Annotated in this window: 21 protein-coding genes; 7 read left to right on the top strand and 14 right to left on the bottom strand. The window is 61.3% G+C overall.

The window, feature by feature from the left end; genetic code table 11:
- Positions 1-575: 575 nt before the first annotated feature.
- The 11 genes from C6558_RS33640 to phnG all read right to left on the bottom strand — a co-directional run bounded on the left by C6558_RS33640 (position 576) and on the right by phnG (position 11,554).
- A complete protein-coding gene (locus C6558_RS33640) occupies positions 576-1,739 on the bottom strand; it encodes an IS110 family transposase (protein ID WP_025431442.1) in 1,164 nt (387 codons plus the stop codon).
- Between the two features lie 173 nt (positions 1,740-1,912).
- Positions 1,913-3,847, bottom strand: coding sequence for a DUF3604 domain-containing protein (locus C6558_RS33635; RefSeq protein ID WP_107028363.1), 1,935 nt, complete (start codon positions 3,845-3,847; stop codon positions 1,913-1,915).
- Between the two features lie 83 nt (positions 3,848-3,930).
- A complete protein-coding gene (locus C6558_RS33630; RefSeq protein ID WP_084815286.1) occupies positions 3,931-4,974 on the bottom strand; it encodes a HupE/UreJ family protein in 1,044 nt (347 codons plus the stop codon).
- Positions 4,971-5,642 (bottom strand): peptidyl-prolyl cis-trans isomerase, encoded by a 672-nt coding sequence (locus C6558_RS33625; RefSeq protein ID WP_245449257.1) that lies wholly within the window; start codon positions 5,640-5,642, stop codon positions 4,971-4,973. The genes C6558_RS33630 and C6558_RS33625 overlap by 4 nt, the downstream gene beginning before the upstream one ends.
- A 694-nt stretch (positions 5,643-6,336) precedes the next feature.
- Entirely contained in the window at positions 6,337-6,951 is a 615-nt protein-coding gene (locus tag C6558_RS33620; RefSeq protein ID WP_057204660.1) for a DapH/DapD/GlmU-related protein, read from the bottom strand.
- Entirely contained in the window at positions 6,948-7,655 is a 708-nt protein-coding gene (gene phnL, locus C6558_RS33615; RefSeq protein ID WP_107028361.1) for a phosphonate C-P lyase system protein PhnL, read from the bottom strand. Before phnL ends, C6558_RS33620 begins: the two co-directional genes overlap by 4 nt.
- Positions 7,656-7,720: 65 nt before the next feature.
- Positions 7,721-8,497, bottom strand: coding sequence for a phosphonate C-P lyase system protein PhnK (gene phnK, locus C6558_RS33610; protein WP_025429075.1), 777 nt, complete (start codon positions 8,495-8,497; stop codon positions 7,721-7,723).
- On the bottom strand, positions 8,494-9,372 hold the full coding sequence (locus C6558_RS33605) for an alpha-D-ribose 1-methylphosphonate 5-phosphate C-P-lyase PhnJ (protein ID WP_057204658.1): 879 nt from the start codon (positions 9,370-9,372) through the stop codon (positions 8,494-8,496). Before C6558_RS33605 ends, phnK begins: the two co-directional genes overlap by 4 nt.
- Positions 9,369-10,475 (bottom strand): carbon-phosphorus lyase complex subunit PhnI, encoded by a 1,107-nt coding sequence (locus C6558_RS33600; RefSeq protein ID WP_107028360.1) that lies wholly within the window; start codon positions 10,473-10,475, stop codon positions 9,369-9,371. The genes C6558_RS33605 and C6558_RS33600 overlap by 4 nt, the downstream gene beginning before the upstream one ends.
- A 3-nt stretch (positions 10,476-10,478) precedes the next feature.
- Positions 10,479-11,087 carry a phosphonate C-P lyase system protein PhnH gene (gene phnH, locus C6558_RS33595; RefSeq protein ID WP_025429072.1) on the bottom strand — a complete coding sequence of 203 codons (609 nt, stop codon included), beginning with the start codon at positions 11,085-11,087 and terminating at the stop codon, positions 10,479-10,481.
- Complete coding sequence (gene phnG / locus C6558_RS33590) at positions 11,087-11,554, bottom strand: phosphonate C-P lyase system protein PhnG (RefSeq protein WP_025429071.1); 468 nt, start codon at positions 11,552-11,554, stop codon at positions 11,087-11,089. Before phnG ends, phnH begins: the two co-directional genes overlap by 1 nt.
- An 84-nt stretch (positions 11,555-11,638) precedes the next feature.
- On the opposite strand from phnG, the gene phnF reads away from it, so the two are divergent.
- The 5 genes from phnF (at position 11,639) to C6558_RS33565 (ending at position 14,792) form a co-directional block, all read left to right on the top strand.
- Positions 11,639-12,376 (top strand): phosphonate metabolism transcriptional regulator PhnF, encoded by a 738-nt coding sequence (phnF, locus tag C6558_RS33585; protein WP_025429070.1) that lies wholly within the window; start codon positions 11,639-11,641, stop codon positions 12,374-12,376.
- A 101-nt stretch (positions 12,377-12,477) separates the two neighbouring features.
- Positions 12,478-12,930, top strand: a complete 453-nt coding sequence (locus C6558_RS33580; RefSeq protein WP_107028359.1) for a hypothetical protein — start codon at positions 12,478-12,480, stop codon at positions 12,928-12,930.
- 119 nt (positions 12,931-13,049) lie between these two features.
- Entirely contained in the window at positions 13,050-13,649 is a 600-nt protein-coding gene (locus C6558_RS33575) for a hypothetical protein (RefSeq protein ID WP_107028358.1), read from the top strand.
- Positions 13,646-14,239 (top strand): hypothetical protein, encoded by a 594-nt coding sequence (locus tag C6558_RS33570; RefSeq protein ID WP_107028357.1) that lies wholly within the window; start codon positions 13,646-13,648, stop codon positions 14,237-14,239. Before C6558_RS33575 ends, C6558_RS33570 begins: the two co-directional genes overlap by 4 nt.
- A 13-nt stretch (positions 14,240-14,252) precedes the next feature.
- On the top strand, positions 14,253-14,792 hold the full coding sequence (locus C6558_RS33565) for a hypothetical protein (RefSeq protein WP_107028356.1): 540 nt from the start codon (positions 14,253-14,255) through the stop codon (positions 14,790-14,792).
- A 199-nt stretch (positions 14,793-14,991) separates the two neighbouring features.
- Here C6558_RS33565 and C6558_RS33560 read toward each other — a convergent pair whose 3' ends face one another.
- Entirely contained in the window at positions 14,992-16,281 is a 1,290-nt protein-coding gene (locus tag C6558_RS33560; RefSeq protein ID WP_107028355.1) for a hypothetical protein, read from the bottom strand.
- A 248-nt stretch (positions 16,282-16,529) separates the two neighbouring features.
- Here C6558_RS33560 and C6558_RS33555 point away from each other — a divergent pair, with 248 nt between their 5' ends.
- A complete protein-coding gene (locus tag C6558_RS33555) occupies positions 16,530-17,924 on the top strand; it encodes a selenium-binding family protein (protein WP_057204640.1) in 1,395 nt (464 codons plus the stop codon).
- A gap of 33 nt (positions 17,925-17,957) precedes the next feature.
- Positions 17,958-18,590, top strand: a complete 633-nt coding sequence (locus C6558_RS33550; RefSeq protein ID WP_057204638.1) for a hypothetical protein — start codon at positions 17,958-17,960, stop codon at positions 18,588-18,590.
- A gap of 46 nt (positions 18,591-18,636) precedes the next feature.
- On the opposite strand, the gene C6558_RS33545 is transcribed toward C6558_RS33550, so the two are convergent.
- Together C6558_RS33545 and C6558_RS33540 are read right to left on the bottom strand one after the other, a co-directional pair.
- Complete coding sequence (locus tag C6558_RS33545; RefSeq protein WP_057204636.1) at positions 18,637-19,365, bottom strand: glutathione S-transferase family protein; 729 nt, start codon at positions 19,363-19,365, stop codon at positions 18,637-18,639.
- A 28-nt stretch (positions 19,366-19,393) separates the two neighbouring features.
- The gene (locus tag C6558_RS33540; RefSeq protein ID WP_057204634.1) at positions 19,394-19,975 is read right to left on the bottom strand and encodes a VOC family protein; all 582 of its coding nucleotides are present in this window, start codon (positions 19,973-19,975) and stop codon (positions 19,394-19,396) included.
- Positions 19,976-20,111: the final 136 nt, after the last annotated feature.

Below are 20,111 nucleotides of genomic sequence, written 5' to 3'. Positions count from 1 at the left end.
GACATGTCTTCGATCATGCGCTCACGAAGCGCGCTACCGGATGGATTAGGAACGACGGTCATCGGATGCTCCTCTCAAGCTGAAGGTTGACCCCTTCATGCTCGGAGGACTCCGGCCGTTCGTCACCTCTGATCGATCAAAGCCTCACCGATGCCTTCAACGAGGCACACGTCTCAAGGCCCGCGCCTTCCCTCCCGCGCGAGCGGGTTCGTTCTCTGGCGCAAAGCGGCCAACGCCGCATCGTGGTCGGTGGTGGCATTTGCTTATATATGAGGAGGGTCAACACAGAACTTTCGTCAGGGTGACATCTGGCACTCCGTGATTCATTGCGGCATCCATGGCCTGAGCCCGTTGCGCGACGCGGCTCGTTGCCAAGCCAAATCCAACTTATATACGGTCGCTGTTCGAGACAGCAGCACCAACATCCCGCTTGCGGGCGGACAAGGCTCAGGAGGGCGATACCATTCTATACGAGCGGCCTATTTTTGAGCCAAGCAAATGCTAGGTTCGTCCACCTGGATCCGCCAGGACTGATCGGGTCCTGGAAGACTGCAGAATTCAGTTTGGGTAACCGATCAGGCGGTCTTCATGACCGCTCCCTCGATAACGACGCCGGCATTGACGTATTTCCACAGCGCGACGAGCAGCTTTCGGGCGAGCGCGACGATGGTCGTCTTCTTGAGACGGCCGCCGTTCTGCTTGACCCGATCTCTAAACCACAAGGTGAGCACCGCCTGCGGTTGATGACGCACCCACAGCCAGGCCATCTGGATCATCGTCGTTCGTAACCTTGGATTACCGGATTTCGAAACCCCTTGATCGTGATCGACCGAGCCGCTCTGCCAAGGCGTCGGCGCGAGGCCGGCATAGGCGGCAACCTGTCGTCGATTGTCGAAGTGACGCGACAGCCCCTCCGACCAGAGCACGGCGGCAAACTCCGGCCCGATGCCTTTTAGGGTGAGCAGCATCGCCGGTGCTGGCGAGACGGCCTGTGTAGCAGCGAGCATGGCGTCGCGGGTGGCCTCGACAGCCTTGATCTGCTGGAGCAGCAGTTCCAGCCGATCGAGTTCGCGACCGATCTGCGCCTTCAAGTGTGCCGGCAGCGGACGGCCGTCGCCGGTCTTGCATTCCTCCAGTTGCTTGCGTCGATCGCGGCGCAGCGGCTCGTAGCCGGATACGCCCTGACTGAACAGCAGGCCCTTGATGCGGTTGACGTGCCGTATGCGCTCGTTAGTCAACGCTTGGCGCTCACGCGAAAGGCGGCGTCGATCCTCTTCCTCGGGTGTCGGCACCCGGACCATCGCACACACCCGCGGTTCGCCCCGCTGATAAGCGAGCAATGCGCGAACCAGCGCTTCGCCGTCGATCCTGTCTGTCTTCGCCCGCCGCCGACGGCGCGAGATTGCAATCGAGGCCGGATCGACCACATGGCTTTCGATCCCTTCGGCCTCCAATACGCGATGGATCCAGAAGCCGTCTAGCCCGGCCTCCTGGATGACAACGATCGGAAAACACCGCCCGGTTCGCGCCCGCGCCTTCCTCTTGAGTTCAGCAAAACGCCCCAGCATGCCGGCGACATCGCCGGCCGCCACCGCATGCTTAGACATCTTCTCGCCACCACTCGGCGACAGCGAGGTGATGAGCCATTTAGATTGACTGAGTTCCAACGAGACGAAGATTGCGCCAAGATCAGTCCGGATAGCGGCCGGCGCTTCGGATCGGTGAGCTGCAACGGGCATGCTTGCCTCCAAGGTAGGGTGTTTGTGGTTAAGCAACCTCACCTTGCCACGGCGCTGGTTGCTATCCACCCTCCTCATAGGATCTACCTAACTTCGCTGATGTCCCTAGCAAAGGCCAGTCTTTGCTAGTCTTTGCTAGTCGTTGCGCGCGGGGCGCGTATCAACCTTCTCGCCTAGCCCGCAGGATTGTACCAGATCGGCGACGTGTAAGCCCGCTCCTGCGACGTCATTGGCACTTCGGACGGCATGGTGACGCCGAAGTACTTCGCGTCGTAGGCCGTCCAGCGCGGCGTCGGAATTTCCAGCACTCTAGCGTAGTAGAAGGCGCGCTGGGCCGGGTCGAAGGCGGGGTCGGTCCAGACCGAGATCAATTCTGGCGCGCCGATGGTATTGGTCCAGGTGGCGTCGGCGACGTCAACCGTGTTTCCCACAGGCGGCAGCTTGCCGTCAGCGCCAGGCTTACGTTCTCCGGACCATGCGGCGTCATAGACTTGCTCGTGCAATTGCCCCGCCGCATCCATCCAGCCCTTGACGATCTGATAGCGGTCGAGGTTCGCGCCGATCGGGTCCTTCAGCGCAGCCACCAGAAACGTAGGAGCCTTTTTCCCTGCGGGCGGGGGCGGCAGGTCGCCTCCCATCGGAACACCCTTGGCGTATCCGACCGCTGCCGGGCTTCGCGTCTTGGCGTCCGCCTCGGCGAACTCCCATCCGCCAAACAGCCGAACCAGCATCCGCGGCCCAGTGGTGGCGTAGACCTCCTTACGCTTCATTGCGTCGAAGATGGCTTCACGCGTGTTCTCCATCGCCCAGACGGCAGCATAGCCGCTCGAAACGACTTCCCAGCCCATGACCTCCTTGTCGCCGAACTTGGCGATTGGGTGTGTCGCGCGGCCGGCGCTCGGTTCTGCCGCAGGGAGTTTGCCAAAGAAGTTGTTCTCTTCGACCGCGGCGAGCGACGTGTGGGAATCCGTCGATCCGATCAATCCATATTTGTACGGGTTCACGCCAAGCTCTTTATCGAGTTTCAGGCCGTTCTTGAGGGCCGAGCGCGCATACTCGAACTGCAGCATATCAGGAGTTTTCGCCGCACTCAGGTCGAGGTTGCCCATATCCCACCGCTCGAAGTTGGCGAACTCGTCAGTCGGCGACAGAGTAGGATGCGTCTCCCCGTCGCCTTTCATCTGGGTAACTTCCATCAGTGGCTCAAGGCTTGCGCGGGTGCGCGCATACTCCGCGGTGATAGGCTTTCCTCCGACGGGATTGATCAACGGGAACATCAGGCCGTTCGACAGATTACCGTTATGAGGGATGGCGAGCACGCTGCCGCCGGTCTTCGTCTGGTAGTTTTGGAGAGCCTTCCATAGGTCTTCCGGATTGTCGCTCTGCAAGGACGAGAATGGCAGGATCGGCTCCGTCTTTTCCGCGCCATCGCGGAAGACGACCACGCGATGCAAGTTGTTGCCGCCGGTGTTGGATGACCACTCATAGCCGATCAACGCAGTAAACGTGCCGGGATCGTTGTATTTATCCGCAGCCTGGACGTTCTTTTGCCATACCGACCGCGTCAGGTCGTCCGAACGAAGCGCAGCCGGCAAAGGCTTGCCTCCACCGCCGACGCTCGCCATGATTTCGTAGTAGACGTTCATCGCCTGGTCACCGCCGGCTGCCATCATCTGGTTCCAGCGTTTCAGTTCAGGATCATTCATCAAGGTCGGGTTTCCGGTCTTGATTTCGCCCAGCGTGCCCATGTTCTCGGCGTGATCGGACACGACCAGAAAATCAAGCGGGCGGCTCAATCGTGCATGCTGACCGGTCGAGGAGATGACTTCCTCGCCGCGTGCGAAGCGATAGGCTTCCTCCGGTCCGAGGGAGTTGCCGAAGGCGATGGCGTCGAACGACTGAGACGTGTGCAGGTGCGTATCGCCAAACAGCGGACGGGACGGGAACCTATTGCCGGCGTAAGGCGAATACCCCGGCTTCGGGAAGAGTGTGTCGACCATATTGGGATCGAGCGTCCCCTTATCTATGGTTTCCTGTGCCAGTGTGGGGTAACCAAATGCCGTGGTCGCAACCAAGGCCAATCCGGCCAAAGGCATCAAAACGCGCATGACATCCTCCCGATCGACGGTTAACTTCTCGCTCTCATCTTTCCTACTCAACGAACTGTAAGAACTTCACGGCTTGCGCTGCCCTACAGGAACATGGCGTCAAGCCGCTGGACGCACCAAAATGCCGCGACAATCCCGATCGCGTACGCCGAGGCAACGGCTGCCCCGCGCGGCATTGCGGCAAAGCGACGGACAACATGCGCCAGCGTCAGCAATGCTCCGATGAACGCCAGTTGCCCAAGTTCGACCCCGAAATTAAACGCCACCAATGCCAGCGGAATGTCGCCTTGCGGCAAGCCGATTTCGACAAGCGCGCCAGCGAAACCGAAACCATGCAGCAGCCCGAAGGCGAAGGCCACCATCCATGGACTGGTTATCGCAAGGCTGGTCTGGCCACGCTCCATGCGCACGATCTCTGCCGCCACCATGACGATGCTGATGGCGATCATCGCCTCGACTGGTCGCGATGGCAGTGTCACCCAGCCGAGCGTCGCGCAGGTCAACGTGATCGAGTGAGCAACGGTGAAGGCGGTAACCGCCTTCACCAGCTTGCGCCAGTCGCGCACGATCAGCATCAGAGCGGCGACGAAGAGCAGGTGATCGAAGCCAAACGCGATGTGCTCGATGCCCTGACGAACATAGGTGGTAAAGACGCCCCAGGTGCTTTGCGATGCGGGTATCAGCGCAGATGGCGCGCCGGGTGTCAGCCGAGCCGTCCAGGTGTTGCCATTGGCAAGAACCAGGTGGACCAGGGCGTCGGTCATGGTGTTCTGCAACCCGTCGATCAGCACCGTCTGGCCGGCGAGTGGCTCCAAGGTTCGGATGCGCCAGGTCTGTACCATCGCATCGCCGGTCGGATGCGAGACGACCGGGGTCATCATCTCGATCCTGCCGGAGAACAAGGCTTTCAGCGCCAGCCGCGCATTGCCCTGCATGGGCGTCTTGAAGAGTACGCGCAACTCGTTCGGCGCTTCTTCCCGGATGCTGAGGTAGGCAGGGCGCACTTCATGGGCGAAGGCGGCCAACGAGAACAGCATGGCAGCCACCGTAAGTGCAACCAGCCAGACCAACCTGGCTGCGGAGCAAACCTCTCGCTCGAACACGGATGGGCGGGGTCGCCCGCTCATTTCGCAGCCGCCTTCGACGCGAGCTCGGAACCCAGAGTCGCGCTCACGCCGTCATCCAGTTCGACTCCATACTTCCTGCGAAGCTCGGCGAGATAATTGCGGGTAAGTTCGGCTTGCTTCGCGCTGCGCCACTCGGCGAGGACAGCGTCGCGCGCCGTTTCGAAAGGTTTCGGAGTTGCCGACGCGCGCTGTGTGACAAACACCAGATGGAAGCCATAGCCGGATTTCACCGGTCCGCTCCACCCGCCCGGTTGAAGTGCCAGGACGTCGTGCGCGAAATCGGCACCGAACATGGCCGAAATAGCCGCTGCGTCTGCATCGTCGAAGCTGTTCCCGAGGAGCAGCCGGTCGCCTGCCGCCGGCTCGACGTCGCCGCCGTTCAATTTGGCGAGCGCCGCCTTGGCGTCTGCCGCAGCGTCAACGCGGCGCTCGGGACTGAAGTAGGCCTGCTTGAACGACAACTTGCCAGGCGTCTCGAAGCGCGACGAGTTGGCGGCGTAGAATTTCCGCAGTTCCGCCTCAGTCGGCTCAGCCAGTTGGGCGGTGTCCTCAATCATGAATTTGAGTTTTTGCGCCAGGCGGCGGCGGATGATGGTGTCATCCTGATCGAGGCCCATCTCCTTGGCCTCGCGTGCCAGAAGCCTTTCGTTCAGGAGACCGTCGACCATTCCCTTCAACTCGCCGGCGGTCGGATCACGTAACCATTGGCTCGACCACGTCTGCCTCAGCCATCGGATGTCGCCCTCGCCGATGCGGACAGGTTCAGCCCCGTCCTCAGCCCGCTTGTCATGCAGCCATGAGTAGCCGCAAAACACGAGCGCGCCGGCGACGGCGAAATGCAGTAGAGGTTCTCTGAGCAACTTCATACAGCCATCTCCGTGTTCCTTCCGGTGAGTGGCAGAGAAGAAAATTCAAAGTCACAAGGTCAGTGCAGTTCCTCTATTCGGCCAACGTCCGCCACCTTTTTTCCAGGGCGGTGCCGATGACATTTATGCGCCCGGAACGGCATAATCTGCAATATGTATTCGAGGTGATGTTTACGTCACTTCGCATGGCTTTATCCCGCTTGCATAGTGTATATCCCTATCGCGCACTGCGGTTTAACTTGCGGATGCCTGTCGGCTTTCTTTGTCGGTAGAAATGATTGTCCTTACCCCCGATAAGCTTTGTGATTCTGGGTGATATATACTAGTTGCAATCAGTTGGTTTGCAATCCAGGACTGAAGAAAGCGCGCTCGACGGCGAACATCCAACTTCACATGACGCTCCCTAGCGTCCGCAAACCCCCACCAATCCGGACTTTCGAGGCGTTTCTGCCGCGGGGCAGCTTCGGCCCCAACTGCGGCGCTGATGTCGGCGTGCTCAGGCGTAGCGAACGAGAAACTCTTCGGCCGTCAGCTCGCGGAAATCGTCGAGCGCCTTGCGCAGGCGCTGATGGTCCCAATCCCACCAGGCAAGGCTGTCCATCCGTTCGCCGATACCGGCATTGAACCGATCGCGGATGAGCTTTGCCGGCACGCCGCCGACGATCGTATAGGGTGCCACGTCCTTGGAGACGACAGCGCCGGCTCCGATCACCGCACCGTTGCCGACATTGACGCCTGGCAGCACCGTCGCACCGTGACCGATCCAGACGTCATGGCCGATCGTCACCCGGTTCGACCGGCGCCAGGCGAAAAGATCGTGATCGACTTCGGTATCGTCCCAGTAGTTCGGAGCGCGATAGGTGAAGTGATGCAGCGTTGCGCGCCAGGTCGGATGGTTGGTGGCGTTGATGCGCACCGCGGCAGCGATATTGACGAATTTGCCGACCGTCGCGCACCAGATCGAGCCGTCCTGCATGATGTAGGAGTAGTCGCCGAACTCGACCTCTTCCAGGCGCGAGCGCTCCTGGATTTCGGTGTAGCGGCCGAGCGTCGAGTTGTTGACGCTCGCGGTCGGGTGGATGAAAGGCTCAAGACCGAGTTTATGGCTCATGCGGCTGCCTTTCGCGGTGAGAAGGCCGATACGTCGAGAATGCGGTCAGCCACCGCGTCGCGGACTTCCTCATCGTGGAAGATGCCGATCAATGCCGTTCCCTTCGCCTTCTTCTCGGCGATCATCTCGACGACCACCGCACGGTTTTTCGCGTCCAGCGAAGCCGTCGGTTCGTCGAGAAGCAGGATCTTGTGGTCGGTGATGAAGCCGCGGGCGATGTTGACGCGCTGCTGCTCGCCGCCGGAGAACGTGGCTGGCGGCAACGACCATAGTTCTTTCGGCAGGTTGAGCTTAGACAGAAGCTCGGCGGCCCGTGCGCGGGAATCTTCCATGGCGACGCCACGCGCCTGCAGCGGCTCGGCGACGATATCGAGCGCCGAGACACGCGGCACGACGCGCAGGAACTGGCTGACATATCCGAGCGTTGCGCGCCGGACTTCAAGCACGGTGCGCGGTTCGGCAGTGGCGAGGTTCACCAGCTTGCCGTCGTGCTCCATCAGGATCTGGCCCTCATCGACGCCGTAATTGCCGTAGAGCATTTTCAGGATAGAGCTTTTGCCGACGCCTGAGGGGCCGCCAAGGACGACGCATTCGCCTGATTTGACCGAGAAGGAGACGTTGGCGACGACAGGCAGGCGCACGCCGTCGCGCAGGTGCATGGTGAAGCTCTTTGCGACTTCGGAAACAACAAGGGGCGTAGCCATGATTCTTACTTTCCTTTGCGCATGATCTTGATCGAAAACCGATTTTTACTTTTCGGGATCATGCGTCATACCTGCAGGATGGAGGAGACGAGGAGCTGGGTATAGGGCTCGCGCGGATCGTCGAGCACGCGGTCGGTTAGCCCCTGCTCGATGACGGCGCCGTCCTTCATCACCATCATGCGGTGCGACAAAAGCCGTGCGACAGCGAGATCGTGGGTGACGATGATGGCGGCAAGGCCAAGATCGTGCACAAGCCCGCGCACGAGATCGAGCAGGCGAGCCTGCACCGAAACGTCAAGGCCGCCGGTCGGCTCGTCCATGAAGACGAGGCGAGGGGAGGTGACGAGATTGCGGGCAATCTGCAGGCGCTGGCGCATGCCGCCCGAAAAGGCGCGGGGCTGGTCGTCGATGCGGTCGATGCCGATCTCGACGCGTTCCAGCCAGTCGCTGGCGGCGGCACGGATGTTGCCATAGTGCCGGTCGCCAACGGCCATCAGGCGCTCGCCGACATTGGCACCGGCCGAGACCGTCATTCTGAGGCCATCGGCCGGGTTCTGGTGGACGAAGCCCCAGTCGGTGCGCATCAGGAAGCGTCGCTCGGCCTCGCCCATGCGGGCGAGATCCCGATACTGGCCGTCGCGCATATGGTATTCGACGATGCCGGATGTCGGCATCAACCGGGTAGAAAGGCAGGACAGAAGCGTCGTCTTGCCCGAGCCGGATTCTCCGACGATCGCCAGCACTTCGCCGGGGAAGAGGTCGAAGGAGACGTTCCGGCACCCGATGCGGCTTCCGTAGAATTTCGAGACGTCGTTGACTTTCAGAAGCGGTACGGCACTCATTCTGCGGCCTCCTGGCGGGCAAGCATGTGTCCAGCATGGCCGCAGTCGCGGCGGTCTTCGCAATGGTCGGTGTCGGAGCAGACGAACATGCGTCCGCCCTTGTCGTCGAGCACCACTTCGTCGAGATAGACGTTCTCGGCGCCGCAGAGGGCGCAGGGCTTGTCGAACTTCTGCACTTCGAACGGGTGATCGTCGAAATCGAGGCTGACGACCTCGGTATAGGGCGGAACCGCATAGATGCGCTTTTCACGGCCGGCGCCGAAAAGCTGGAGCGCTTCCGACATGTGCATCTTCGGATTGTCGAACTTCGGCGTCGGCGAGGGATCCATGACGTAGCGACCCTCGACCTTCACCGGATAGGCATAGGTGGTGGCGATATGGCCGTTGCGGGCAATGTCCTCATAGAGCTTCACATGCATCAACCCGTATTCTTCGAGCGCGTGCATCTTGCGGGTCTCGGTCTCACGCGGCTCGAGGAAGCGCAGGGGCTCCGGGATCGGTACCTGGTAGACCAGCGTCTGGCCCTCCCTGAGGCCTTCCTCGGGAATGCGGTGGCGCGTCTGAATGATGGTTGCTTCCTTAGTCTTCGTCGTCACTGCGACATCGGCGACCTTCTGGAAGAAGGCGCGGATCGACACGGCGTTGGTGGTGTCGTCGGCACCCTGGTCGATGACCTTCAGCACGTCCTTCGGTCCGAGGATCGACGCGGTAACCTGCACGCCGCCGGTGCCCCAGCCGTAGGGCATCGGCATTTCGCGCGAGGCGAAGGGAACCTGGTAACCTGGGATGGCGATCGCCTTCAGAATGGCGCGGCGGATCATCCGCTTGGTTTGCTCGTCCAGATATGCAAAGTTGTAGGTGGCAAGGTCGGTCATTCGGCGGCCTCCTTCATGCCGTCCTGGCCGCCGGGGCGGGCAGCGTCATAGTCGCGGCGCATGCGCCGAACGAGGTCGAGTTCAGCCTGGAAATCGACATAGTGCGGCAGCTTCAGGTGTTCGACGAAACCGGTCGCCTGCACGTTGTCCGCATGAGAAATCACGAATTCCTGGTCCTGCGCCGGCGCAACGATGTCTTCGCTGAATTCGTCGGTGCGCAACGCGCGGTCGACGAGTGACATCGACATGGCCTTGCGTTCGCTTTGGCCGAAGACGAGGCCGTAGCCGCGGGTGAACTGCGGCGGCTGTTTCGCCGATCCCATGAACTGGTTGACCATCTGGCACTCGGTGACGCGGATGACGCCGAGGGAGACGGCAAAGCCGAGCTCGGGCAGGTCCAGTTCGACTTCGACTTCGCCGATGCGGACTTCGCCGACGAAGGGATGCGTGCGGCCATAGCCGCGCTGGGTCGAGTAGGCGAGCGCCAGCAGAAAGCCCTCGTCGCCGCGTGCCAGGGCCTGCAGGCGCAGGTCGCGGGCCATTGGAAATTCCATCGGCTCGCGGGTGAGGTCGCCCATGACATGGCCTTCGGGCATGCGGCCGTCGCCTTCGATCAGCCCTTCGCCGTCGAGAATGTCGGAGACGCGCATCACATGTTCGCCAGGCTCCTTGACGGCCGGCTCCTCGACCGCTGCGTCGTCGATCAACGAGGGGTCGAGCAGACGATGGGTGTAGTCGAAGGTTGGGCCCAGCAATTGTCCGCCGGGCAGGTCCTTGTAGGTGGCCGAGACGCGGCGCTCGACCTTCATGGTCGCGGTATCGACCGGCTCGGAATAGCCGAAGCGCGGCAGCGTCGTGCGGTAGGCGCGCAGGATGAAGATCGCCTCGATCATGTCACCGCGCGCCTGGCGCACGGCAAGGGCTGCGAGCTCACGGTCGTAAAGCGAGGCTTCGGCCATGACGCGATCGACGGCAAGGCCGAGCTGTTCGACGACCTGCTGGATGGTGATCGACGGTAGGGCGCGGTCGCCGCGGCGCCGATCGGCAAGGAGGCGATGGGCGTTGGCAATGGCGGCTTCGCCGCCCTTCACTGCAACATACATGGGTTAAACCTCCTGGCGAACGAGTCGGGTGGTGCGCGGCAGGCAAAGAACGCTGTCGCCTGATGTCAGCACGAGGTCGATGCCGCGCGGGAAAATCGCGCGGTTGGCGCTCCAAAAGTCGAGGAAGACTTCAGGCAGGCCACGCACCGCAATGGTGATGTCGTCCTTGATACCAGGTCCGCGGGCGGTCAGCGGTTCGCCGCCGGTCAGCGCCTCAATCTCGATGACGAGCGTAGTCGAGCGATCCGGGTATTCCTGCGTGCCGAGCGAAAACTGGTCGAAGCCCGGAACCGGCGCGCCCTTCTCGACAAAGGCAAAGCGTGCATCGGTTTTGGTGTCCGTCACCGGTGCGCCGGTGTGGAACGCGATCCACTGCGGTACTGCGGATTTGCCAAGGGCGGGCGTGAGCCAGACTGCCGTGTCGTGATCGCACAGCGTCAAGGCGACGGCTCCGGCAGCCGCACCCATTGGCGCCGGCGGGATGCTCGACGCCTCCAGGCGGATGATCTGCCCCGGGCGGGCAAAGCCGTCCATCAGGCTCTTGAATACGGATTGGGCGGAAAACACCGGGTCGGCGAAGGCGCCGGCATAGATTTGCGATTGGCTGGCCATCAGTCGTCTCCGCGAACCATGGTGAAAAAGTCGACGCGGGTCGCGGCGGTTTCCTCTGCGCTGCGGCGGTCCTCCGCCTCGATGCGCGAAGCAATTGCGCGGTGAAGCGCCTCGACGGCCGGGCGGTCGGCTTCACGCTGGAAGAGCGCATCGAAGATTGCAGCAAGGCGGGCGCGCTGCTTGTCAGTGCCCAGCAACTGGCCATGGCCGATTTCGCCGGTCGAAAGCCGGATCGTCGCGCGCGATACGGTTGCCTCGCCCAGATTGAAGGCATCGCCGCCGCCGCCGATGCGGCCGCGAACCATGACCAAGCCCGTTTCCGGTCCGCGCACGGGCGACACATCAGGCTTGTCGGCAAGTGCCTCCCAGGCGGTCATGAGTTCTTCCGAAGACGCGCGGGCCAGCAGCCGCATGCCTTCCTTGCGCGCCATCTCCGGCGGACTTTCCTGTTTCAGCTTCGCATCCATCATTTTCACCTCAAATGTCTATTGATCTAGACAAGTGCACATCTTATACTTTTCCTTAGCGTCCGCAAATGACAGGCTTGTGACATGGCAATGCGAAAAGTGGTTGAACGGCAGACAGGGGTCGCACTCTGGCGGCAGATCGCAGACCGGATCCGGCTGGCGATCAGCAATGGCGACTACGACGCTGCCGGCATGGTGCCGCCCGAAACGGTGCTTGCGGGCGAGTTTGGCGTCAACAGGCACACCGTCAGGAGTGCACTGGCAGCCCTTGCCGAGGAAGGGTTGGTTCGTGCCGTCCAGGGCCGCGGTACGATGATCGAGCGCAAGGAGAGGGTGAGCTATCCAATCTCGCGTCGCACCCGCTTCTCGCAGGGTCTCGGCCGGCAGGTGAAGGAGATCGGCACCCGCCTGCTCGGCCATGCCGAACTGAAGGCATTTGGCGACATTGCCTCGGCACTGGGTATCGCGCCGGGTGAACCTGTGATCGAATTGCGCACCGTCAGCAGCGGCGATGGCCGTCCGCTCTCCGTTTCGTCAAGTTACTATCCCGCCGCCCGGTTTCCCCGCATGGCGGAAGAGTTCGAGCAACGGCATTCCGTAACCAAAGCGTTTGCCGCCCACGGCCTTGACGACTACGTGCGCGTTTCGACCGAGATCGTCGCCCGCCATGCCGACAGCGACGAACTCTCGATGCTGAAACTCTCGGCTGGTGCGATCGTGCTGGAGGCGCAGTCGGTCAATGCGGACCTCGACGGCAAGCCCGTGGAGTATTCCCGCAGCTGTTTTGCCGCCGACCGAATGAAATTGCGGATCGAAACGTAATCTTCCGGGTTGCGTTAATTCGTTTTTGCCTGCAAAAGTTGATCTTCGTGCCCAGTCGACCAATAGGAAATGTCTGAACGGATTGGTGGAGACGAGCTTCGGTGAGCGGACGTGTAGGCTTACTGGTTTTGATCGGTACTTTGCTGCTGGCGGCGCAATCCGTGCGGGCGGACGATAGCGGAATCTCTGGGCTCTGGCGCGAAGTGGGCGCGACGCTCATACGCTGCCAAGGCTGCCTCAGCGTTGTTCGGCACGGCACTGTCCTTACCGTTGTCAGCGAAGCGGGCTGGTCGGCAGTTGTGACTGCCAACAGTTACGTCCCGACATCCTACGCCAGCGGAACTGGGCGATGGCGGCCTAACATCGGCGCCAAACAGGCGGATGAACCGTTTGAGGTGCATCTCTCCCTCGCAGACAGTCGGCTGGTCGTCGTCCTGATGAAGGAGAGCGACCACGGTGCGTCCCCCCATGTCAAGGTCAACTACGAGAGGCGGCTGCCCGCCTTAGACAAGAGTTTTGGAAAGGTCCGCAAGATCAAGATAAGTGAAGAATGATCTAGGCGGTGCCTGCCGTAGTGCGATGGGGGCTGCTGAAAAGCCTGAGAACTTTGATTTCTCGGCCAAGCCATACTATCTTGCGGTTGCAGGAGCGATCAAACCTGGGCGGAGGTGCGATGTCGATCGCGCGACGGTCGAAATTGAAGCGGCGTCTTCTGGCGATGCTCGTGACGGGCATCGGAGGCATGGCGGCTGCGGCCGCCTCCTTCGCAACCGCAGTCTATCAGGCGGCCAATCCCGCTCCCGTTGAGCTTGCCAGGATCGGCGAGCCAATCGACACAGGTCGTTGGGTTATCACGATAAACAATGCCTCGATGGCGGAAGTTCCCCCTACGGGAACCAAGCCAGTCGACCCCAAGCGGTTCCTGACGGTCGACCTTGAACTCGACAATCGCTCGGCCGCGACAAGCAATGCGTTCATGCAGCTCGTCTCGATCGAGACGCAGATGTCGGTCCAACTTCCAGAGCCGGTCTACTACCTCGCCCGTGACAAATGGATCGCGAGCGCGATCAACCCTGGCATGCCGGAGAAACTCATCGCTGTTTGGGAATGGCCGGAGGGTTTGCCGAACCCGAAGGCGCTGCGCTTTTCGGTCGCCAAGCAGATCTACAAACCGCGCGACAATCTCTATGGCGCGCCCGGATGGTTTGATGACGGCAAGGCCGCCATCGTCGAATTGGCCGTAAGCGGGCAAACGGACGAGGCAGTGCGATGATCGCCGGGTTGCGTACAATCCTGTTGCTCGGACTTGGCGCTCTCGTGCTCTACGCCATGCAGCACAACACGCCGGGCTATGGCGATATCACGTCGCCGATTGCGATCCGTGGCAAAGCGGGCGAGCGGGTGGAAAGCCATGCCTTTGCCTATGGTGCCGCGAATGTGCATCTGGCGCGGGCGGTCAAGACCGAGAGCTTCGGACGGGTGCGCGACTATTCAAGCTCGGGTGTCTGGTTGGTCATCGAAGGTGCAGCGGTTGCCAAGAAAGAGAGCCTTACGTTGCTATCAGCGGAATGGTTGTCGCCAAGCGGAATCCGCTATGCCCTTAGTCAACGCTTCTCGACCATGCATGGCTATCTGCCGACGGAGCGACTGGAGCCGGGCTTGCCCAAGCCGGTGCTCGTAGCATTCGAGTTGCCCGAGACGGCGATCAGCGGCGGTCGTCTGCTCATCGCGCGCTCTGGTCTGACCCCTCTCGGCGAAGAACTTTGGATCGCGCTCGACCAGAAGGCACCACTGGAAATCAAACCATCGATCACGCTTGCGCGCGGCAGCGGCAGCATGCCGTGGACGCTGGCTGCAAAATGACGAGAGGCAGGTCATGAGCGAAAGACGCCTGTTCTGGACCTGCCTCGTGGCACTCGTCGCCGTGCTGCCATTGGCGATAGTGGTCCACGCCTGGGATAGTTTGCGTGAGATGCCTTTGTTTTCCGGTAAGCGCGACATCATCGTCGAAAGCGGTGTGGTCCAGCCCTATGCGGGCGGGCAATGGAAGCTTGCGGATCTGAAACGACTGCCCGGTCCATCTAATGACGCGCGCGTTGTTCTGGCGGAATTCGAGAGCGAACCGAAAGATCTGGCAATGCTGGCTGAGAGTGCGTGCCGCGTTCGGCTGGTGGATGCGGAGGGGCGGCGCTTCGAGCCCTTGATGCTGACGGAACCAATCGTGCGCGAGATGTATCCCGAAGTGGCGGATCGCCCGCGCTGTTCGAGCCTCGCTTTTGCAAATGCCGGAAACGGCGGCACAGTCAGAATGGCGGAAAGTTTTATGGTGCCGGCCAAGGCAAGCGATCTTTCGCTCGTGGTCGAGGTTCTGGGAGCAGGCGACGGCGCGCTCGTATTCAAATGGAAGCGTGGTTAGTGGATAGAATCTGACGCCTGGTATCCGGGATGACGTGATCAGGTTGGGACCTACGTTCCTGCCTAATCACGCAACGCGCCCGACAGGTTCGCGTCGACGCGTCAGGCCCGCATTGGGTCGAACTTCCCCTTTGGTCGCTAGCCGAAGTTCGGACATCAGGTGCGACGATAGGATTGCACGCCCGCAGCAATTCAAAGTGTTACAGCAACCTTTGCGCGTCTGATAAGATGCGCGGCGCTTCAGGGGCCACCGCAGGTGTTGCCTGCGAAATGGCTCGTTCGAGTATGGCTGCCAGCAGCGAGATGCGCATGGCATCGAGCAAGATGCCGCCGTCGAGATCGCTGGGACTGCCGATGAAGACGACCAGGATGCTGGATACAAACTCCCAGGTCGCGAACTCTTCGACGCCGAGCAGGCGCGTTGTTGCAAACCAGAGCCAGGCCCCAAGCCAACCGATCAGGCGATAGGCGACGATGAAGGTGAGCAAGGTTGCAAGCCCTGCGCCGAGTGTCAGCTTCAGGCAGGTCCAGACCGGCCCATAACGCGAGCGATAGTCGCTGACGAAGTGTTCGAGAAAATCGATGAGCCATTTGCGCCAGCTCCGTGCACTGGTCCGTGCCGGCATGGTGCGGGGACCGACCGCGGAAAGTTCATAGCCGTTGATGATTGCCGCCATCACCAGCCAGACCATCGGCAAGAGGGCGTAGAAGAACAGGCTCTGCGCCTGTGTCAGCCAGTCGGGCTCGCGAAATTCGACGGGTATGAAGTTCTCCGCGGCATAGGCAACGCCGATCAGTTGCAAGCTGTTGCCCCAATCAAGAGTGCTCAGCAGTTTTCCGGCGCCGAGCCAGGTGATGAATTCATCCTTCCAGATCGAAAGCCCGTAAAGACCGATAAAGATCCAGCTCGCGTCGGCTGCAACGATCAGCAAGCGCCAAGTTGGCGCTTCGCTCTTTTTGCTCATTTGCTTGGCGGCCCAACGTACCACCCAGCAAATAGCGATGGACAGAAGCAGGCCGCGTGAACTGAGAATGTTAAAGAAATCGGCCTTCCCGCCGAAAGCGACCTTGTCGAGTGCCAGCCGGGAATATTCACGCACCGTGTTGCCGAGGAAGCCCCACGCCGCGTAATAGGCGAAGAACGGCAAAATCGCTGCGGCGGTTGCGGCCAGCAAGCGCCGATCGTTGCTGCCGGATTTGCCTGACGAGACCGGCACGCTCTTCGTCTGCCGGAGCGACTCCAGCGCGGGCAATCCGGGACGCAGGGCTAGAAACATCAGGACGACGATGATGAGCTTGGCAAGGACGACGAGCGACAGCACCACCATGCCGCCGAGCGGGTGGCGCAAACCTACCTCCACTGCGGCACGCAGCAGCAGGTCTCGCACGATATAGCCTGCCGCCCCGATCAGGAGCAGTTGCGGCCAAAAGCGGGCAAGCAAACGTCCCATGAGGCCAATGGGACCGAGCGCATCTGCTATCGACGTCATGACCAGAACATAAGTGCACTTTGGCCAGAGCACAACCGCGCGGCGCACCAAGCCAAGATCGAGGCATAAGAAAGGGCGGCAAGCGGGGCGGTAAGCCCCAGGCGATGATCGATGCGATGCCCGACAGGAAGCCGCATCGCTCCTTTTGAGGAAATGGGGCAATGCGCCGCATTTCCGACGCGTTTTTGCCGCATCACCAAAGGCTGCATCAGGATCCACGCATTGGGAATTCTCCAGGGAGAATGGAAATGGCGACGTGGCGACCCGATCCTTCTTTTTATCCTTCACCACGCATGGCGGCCAAGGCTCCTAAGGAAACCTTAGCCTATGTCGCAGCCTTCGATCCTGAGCGGGCGAGGCCGGATGCGATCGCCGTGGTCGATGTCGACCCGACGTCACCGAGCTATTCGCAAATCGTTGCACAGGTCGATATGCCGAACGTTGGCGACGAGCTCCATCATTTCGGCTGGAACGCCTGCTCCTCCTGTCTTTGCCCCAATGCGCCGCACCCGCATGTCGAGCGTCGCTATCTCGTAGTCCCGGGTTTGAGATCCTCGCGGCTCCACATCATCGACACCAAGCCGGACCCGCGCAATCCGAAGATCATCCGCGTGATCGAGCCTTCCGAAATTGCCGAAAAGGCGAACTATTCGCGGTTGCACACCATCCATTGCGGCCCCGAGGGCATCTACGTCAACGCGCTCGCCGACCGCGACGGTAATGCGCCCGGCGGCATCTTCTTGCTGGATCACGAGAGTTTCGACGTGCTCGGCCAATGGGAAATGGATCGTGGACCGCAGAAGCTCGCCTATGACTTCTGGTGGCATCTCGGTCACGACACGCTGATTACCAGCGAATGGGGCACGCCCGATACCTTCGAGAACGGGCTGGTTCCGGAAGTGTTGCTCGGTTCGAAATACGGCCGCAGGCTGCACTTCTGGGATCTGCACAAGCGCAAGCACCTGCAAGAGATCGACTTCGGCGAGGAGCACCAGCTCGTCTTTGAACTGCGCCCGGCCCACGATCCGACCAAGGCCTATGGCTTCGTCGGCTGTGTCATCAGCCTCAAGGATCTCTCGGCGTCGATCTGGACCTGGTATCGTGACGGAGATCAATGGGCGGTCAAGAAGGTGATAGAAATCCCGGCAGAGCCCGCCGATCCGGATCTCCTGCCGCCCGTGCTCAAGGGCTTCGGCGCGGTCGCACCGCTCGTCACGGACATCGACCTGTCGATGGACGATCGGTTCCTCTATGTTTCCTGCTGGGGCACCGGTGACATGATCCAGTATGATGTTTCCGACCCATTCGCGCCGAAGGAGACGGGCCGAGTGCGCATCGGTGGGATCGTCTCACGTGCGACCCATCCGAAGGCTGCAAACGGAGCGTTGAGCGGCGGGCCGCAGATGGTGGAGATCAGCCGGGACGGCAAGCGGGTCTATTTCACCAATTCGCTCTATGGCGCAATCGACCCGCAATTCTATCCCGACGGTATCGACGGGTGGATGGTCAAGCTGGATGTCAATGAGGGCGGCGGAATCGCGTTTGACGAGAGTTTCTTCGTCGATTGGCCGAAAGGCCATCGCCCGCATCAGGTTCGCCTGGAAGGCGGGGACTGCTCGTCCGATTCCTACTGTTATCCGTAAGGAGGGTGCGGGCGTGCGGCCCTACCATGGCGAATGACGACCTTCTGGCCATGGCTTTCGCTTGCCGGCCTCGGCGCCTTTCACGGTCTCAATCCGGCGATGGGCTGGCTCTTCGCCGTGGCGCTGGGGCTTCACCGCCAGAGCCGGCGGACCGTCTGGTTGTCCCTTGTTCCCATTGCGATTGGCCATGCGATTTCCATCGCGACCGTGTTGGTGGTGGTCATCGCATTCGGCGCAGCCCTGGATCTGGACAGCTTCAGGCTTGCCGCTGCCTCGCTCATACTTGGCCTTGCCGCCTACGGCGCCGTTTACGGACACCGCCAACGCGTCAGAGTGGGAATGCGAACCGGCATGGGCGGCCTTGCGTTCTGGTCCTTCCTGATGGCAACGAGCCACGGGGCGGGGTTGATGCTGGTGCCCGCAGTGTTCAGCATCTGTCTCGCCGATCGCTCTGGCGACCTCGCAATGCCGATGGCGAGCTCCCTCCCGGTCGCGCTTGCCGCCCTTGCGGTGCATAGCGGCGCCATGCTCGCGGTCATCGCGGCGGTCGCGCTCGCCGTCTTCGAGTGGCTGGGCCTTGCGGCCCTGCGCTCAGCGTGGATCAACTTCGATCGTCTCTGGACATTGGCGCTCGGCGCGACCGGCATCGCGCTTCTTGTCCAATGAACGGCCGATGCCGCCATTGCGGTTCTTCTCCCGCATCCGCTCTCACTCATTCTATCCGATCACGTTTATTTCCTGTCAGTTCCTCTTGCCTCTGGGCTCTCACGTAGTCGATATAGCCGCGAACATCTGCGGCGGGTTCGGAGTAGGCGTTGCCGAGCGATTTCTCGATCGCCGCCATATAGGTTGCCGCCCAGGCCGGCAGGGAATAGTCGATTACCGCGAGGAACTCGAGCGTCGCTGCAAGCCTCATGTCGGCAATCGACGGTTTGGTGCCACCGATGAAGGGTTTCTCGCCCATATAGAACGTGTGGAAGACTTCGAGCGGTTCGGCCAGCGCATCCGCAGCTTGCTTGCGCGCATGCTCCTTGGTGGCGGCGTCTGCATCACTATAGCCGACTTCGCCCGGATATTGTGGGAACTTGAGCACCGGATAAGTGGCGCGCGCGAGATAGGGATAGAAGGTGCCGATCAGGTAGAACATAGCGCTGTCGATCATTGCGCGCGCCTCGGGATCCTTCGGATAAAAGTCGTTGAGCCCGTGCTTGTTGCAGAGATACTGCATGATCGCGCAGCTTTCCCACAGTGCGCCCTTGGGCAAATCCGCCGTTTCGATCATCGGCGTCAGGTGCGAAGGCGCCCTCGCCAGATACTCGGCCGAGCGCGTAAGCCCATAAACGTCATGCTCGCTGAAATCGAGACCTGCGGCGCGAACGAACACGCGGGCCGTCAGGTTGTTGACGCTGGGCTTGATGACATTGAGTTTGATTGCAGACACGAGTGTTCCTCCCTTTTCGCGGGGGTGCTCAGTACGGATTCCTGGGCACCCGATCGGTTGACAATGAAGGCCGGGTCCGCTCGACCAGGGCCTCGATGGCATCGGCGAGATGCTCCTCGGCGATGGCGTATTCGCTGCGGGCGACGCGAATCCGGTGCGCTTCCATCAGGACCTCGGCATGAGTATGGCCGGCCGGCGGTTCGAACCGATAGGACGCAAGCTCAATCAACAGGCCAAGCGGGTCCTCGAAATAGATCGAATCCATAAAGCCGCGATCCTTGACGCCGCTATGGCGGATCTCCCGCTCGTTGAGACGGTCGACCGCTTGCTGGAACGTCGCGCGCGAGACGGCGAAAGCGATGTGATGCACGCAGCCGATATCCGTCGATGTCCGATCGGGATCGGGCTTGCGGGCCTCGTCGGTGAAGACGGTGATCAGGCGGCCATCGCCCGGATCGAAATAAAGATGGCTTTCCGCCGCCCTGTCGAGGTTCGGTTGCTCGAAGATGAAGGGCATGCCGAGCACGCCCTCCCAGAAGTCGATCGACGTCTGGCGGTTCGCGCCGACGAGCGTGATGTGATGGACCCCTTGCGATTGAAGTTTGCGCATTGCCGTCCTCCCGCAGATCGAACCCCGGCGGAAAAACGGTCCTTGGACAATTGTGCGCGCCGCTCGGGTTCCAGACAGCAATGTTACACCCGTTTCGACTTCGGCTCTTGCTTGTCGAACACCGGAGCGGACTGGA

Source organism: Ensifer sp. NM-2, from assembly GCF_003024455.1.
Classification (GTDB): domain Bacteria; phylum Pseudomonadota; class Alphaproteobacteria; order Rhizobiales; family Rhizobiaceae; genus Ensifer; species Ensifer canadensis.
This window is presented reverse-complemented; position numbering and strand designations above follow the sequence as displayed.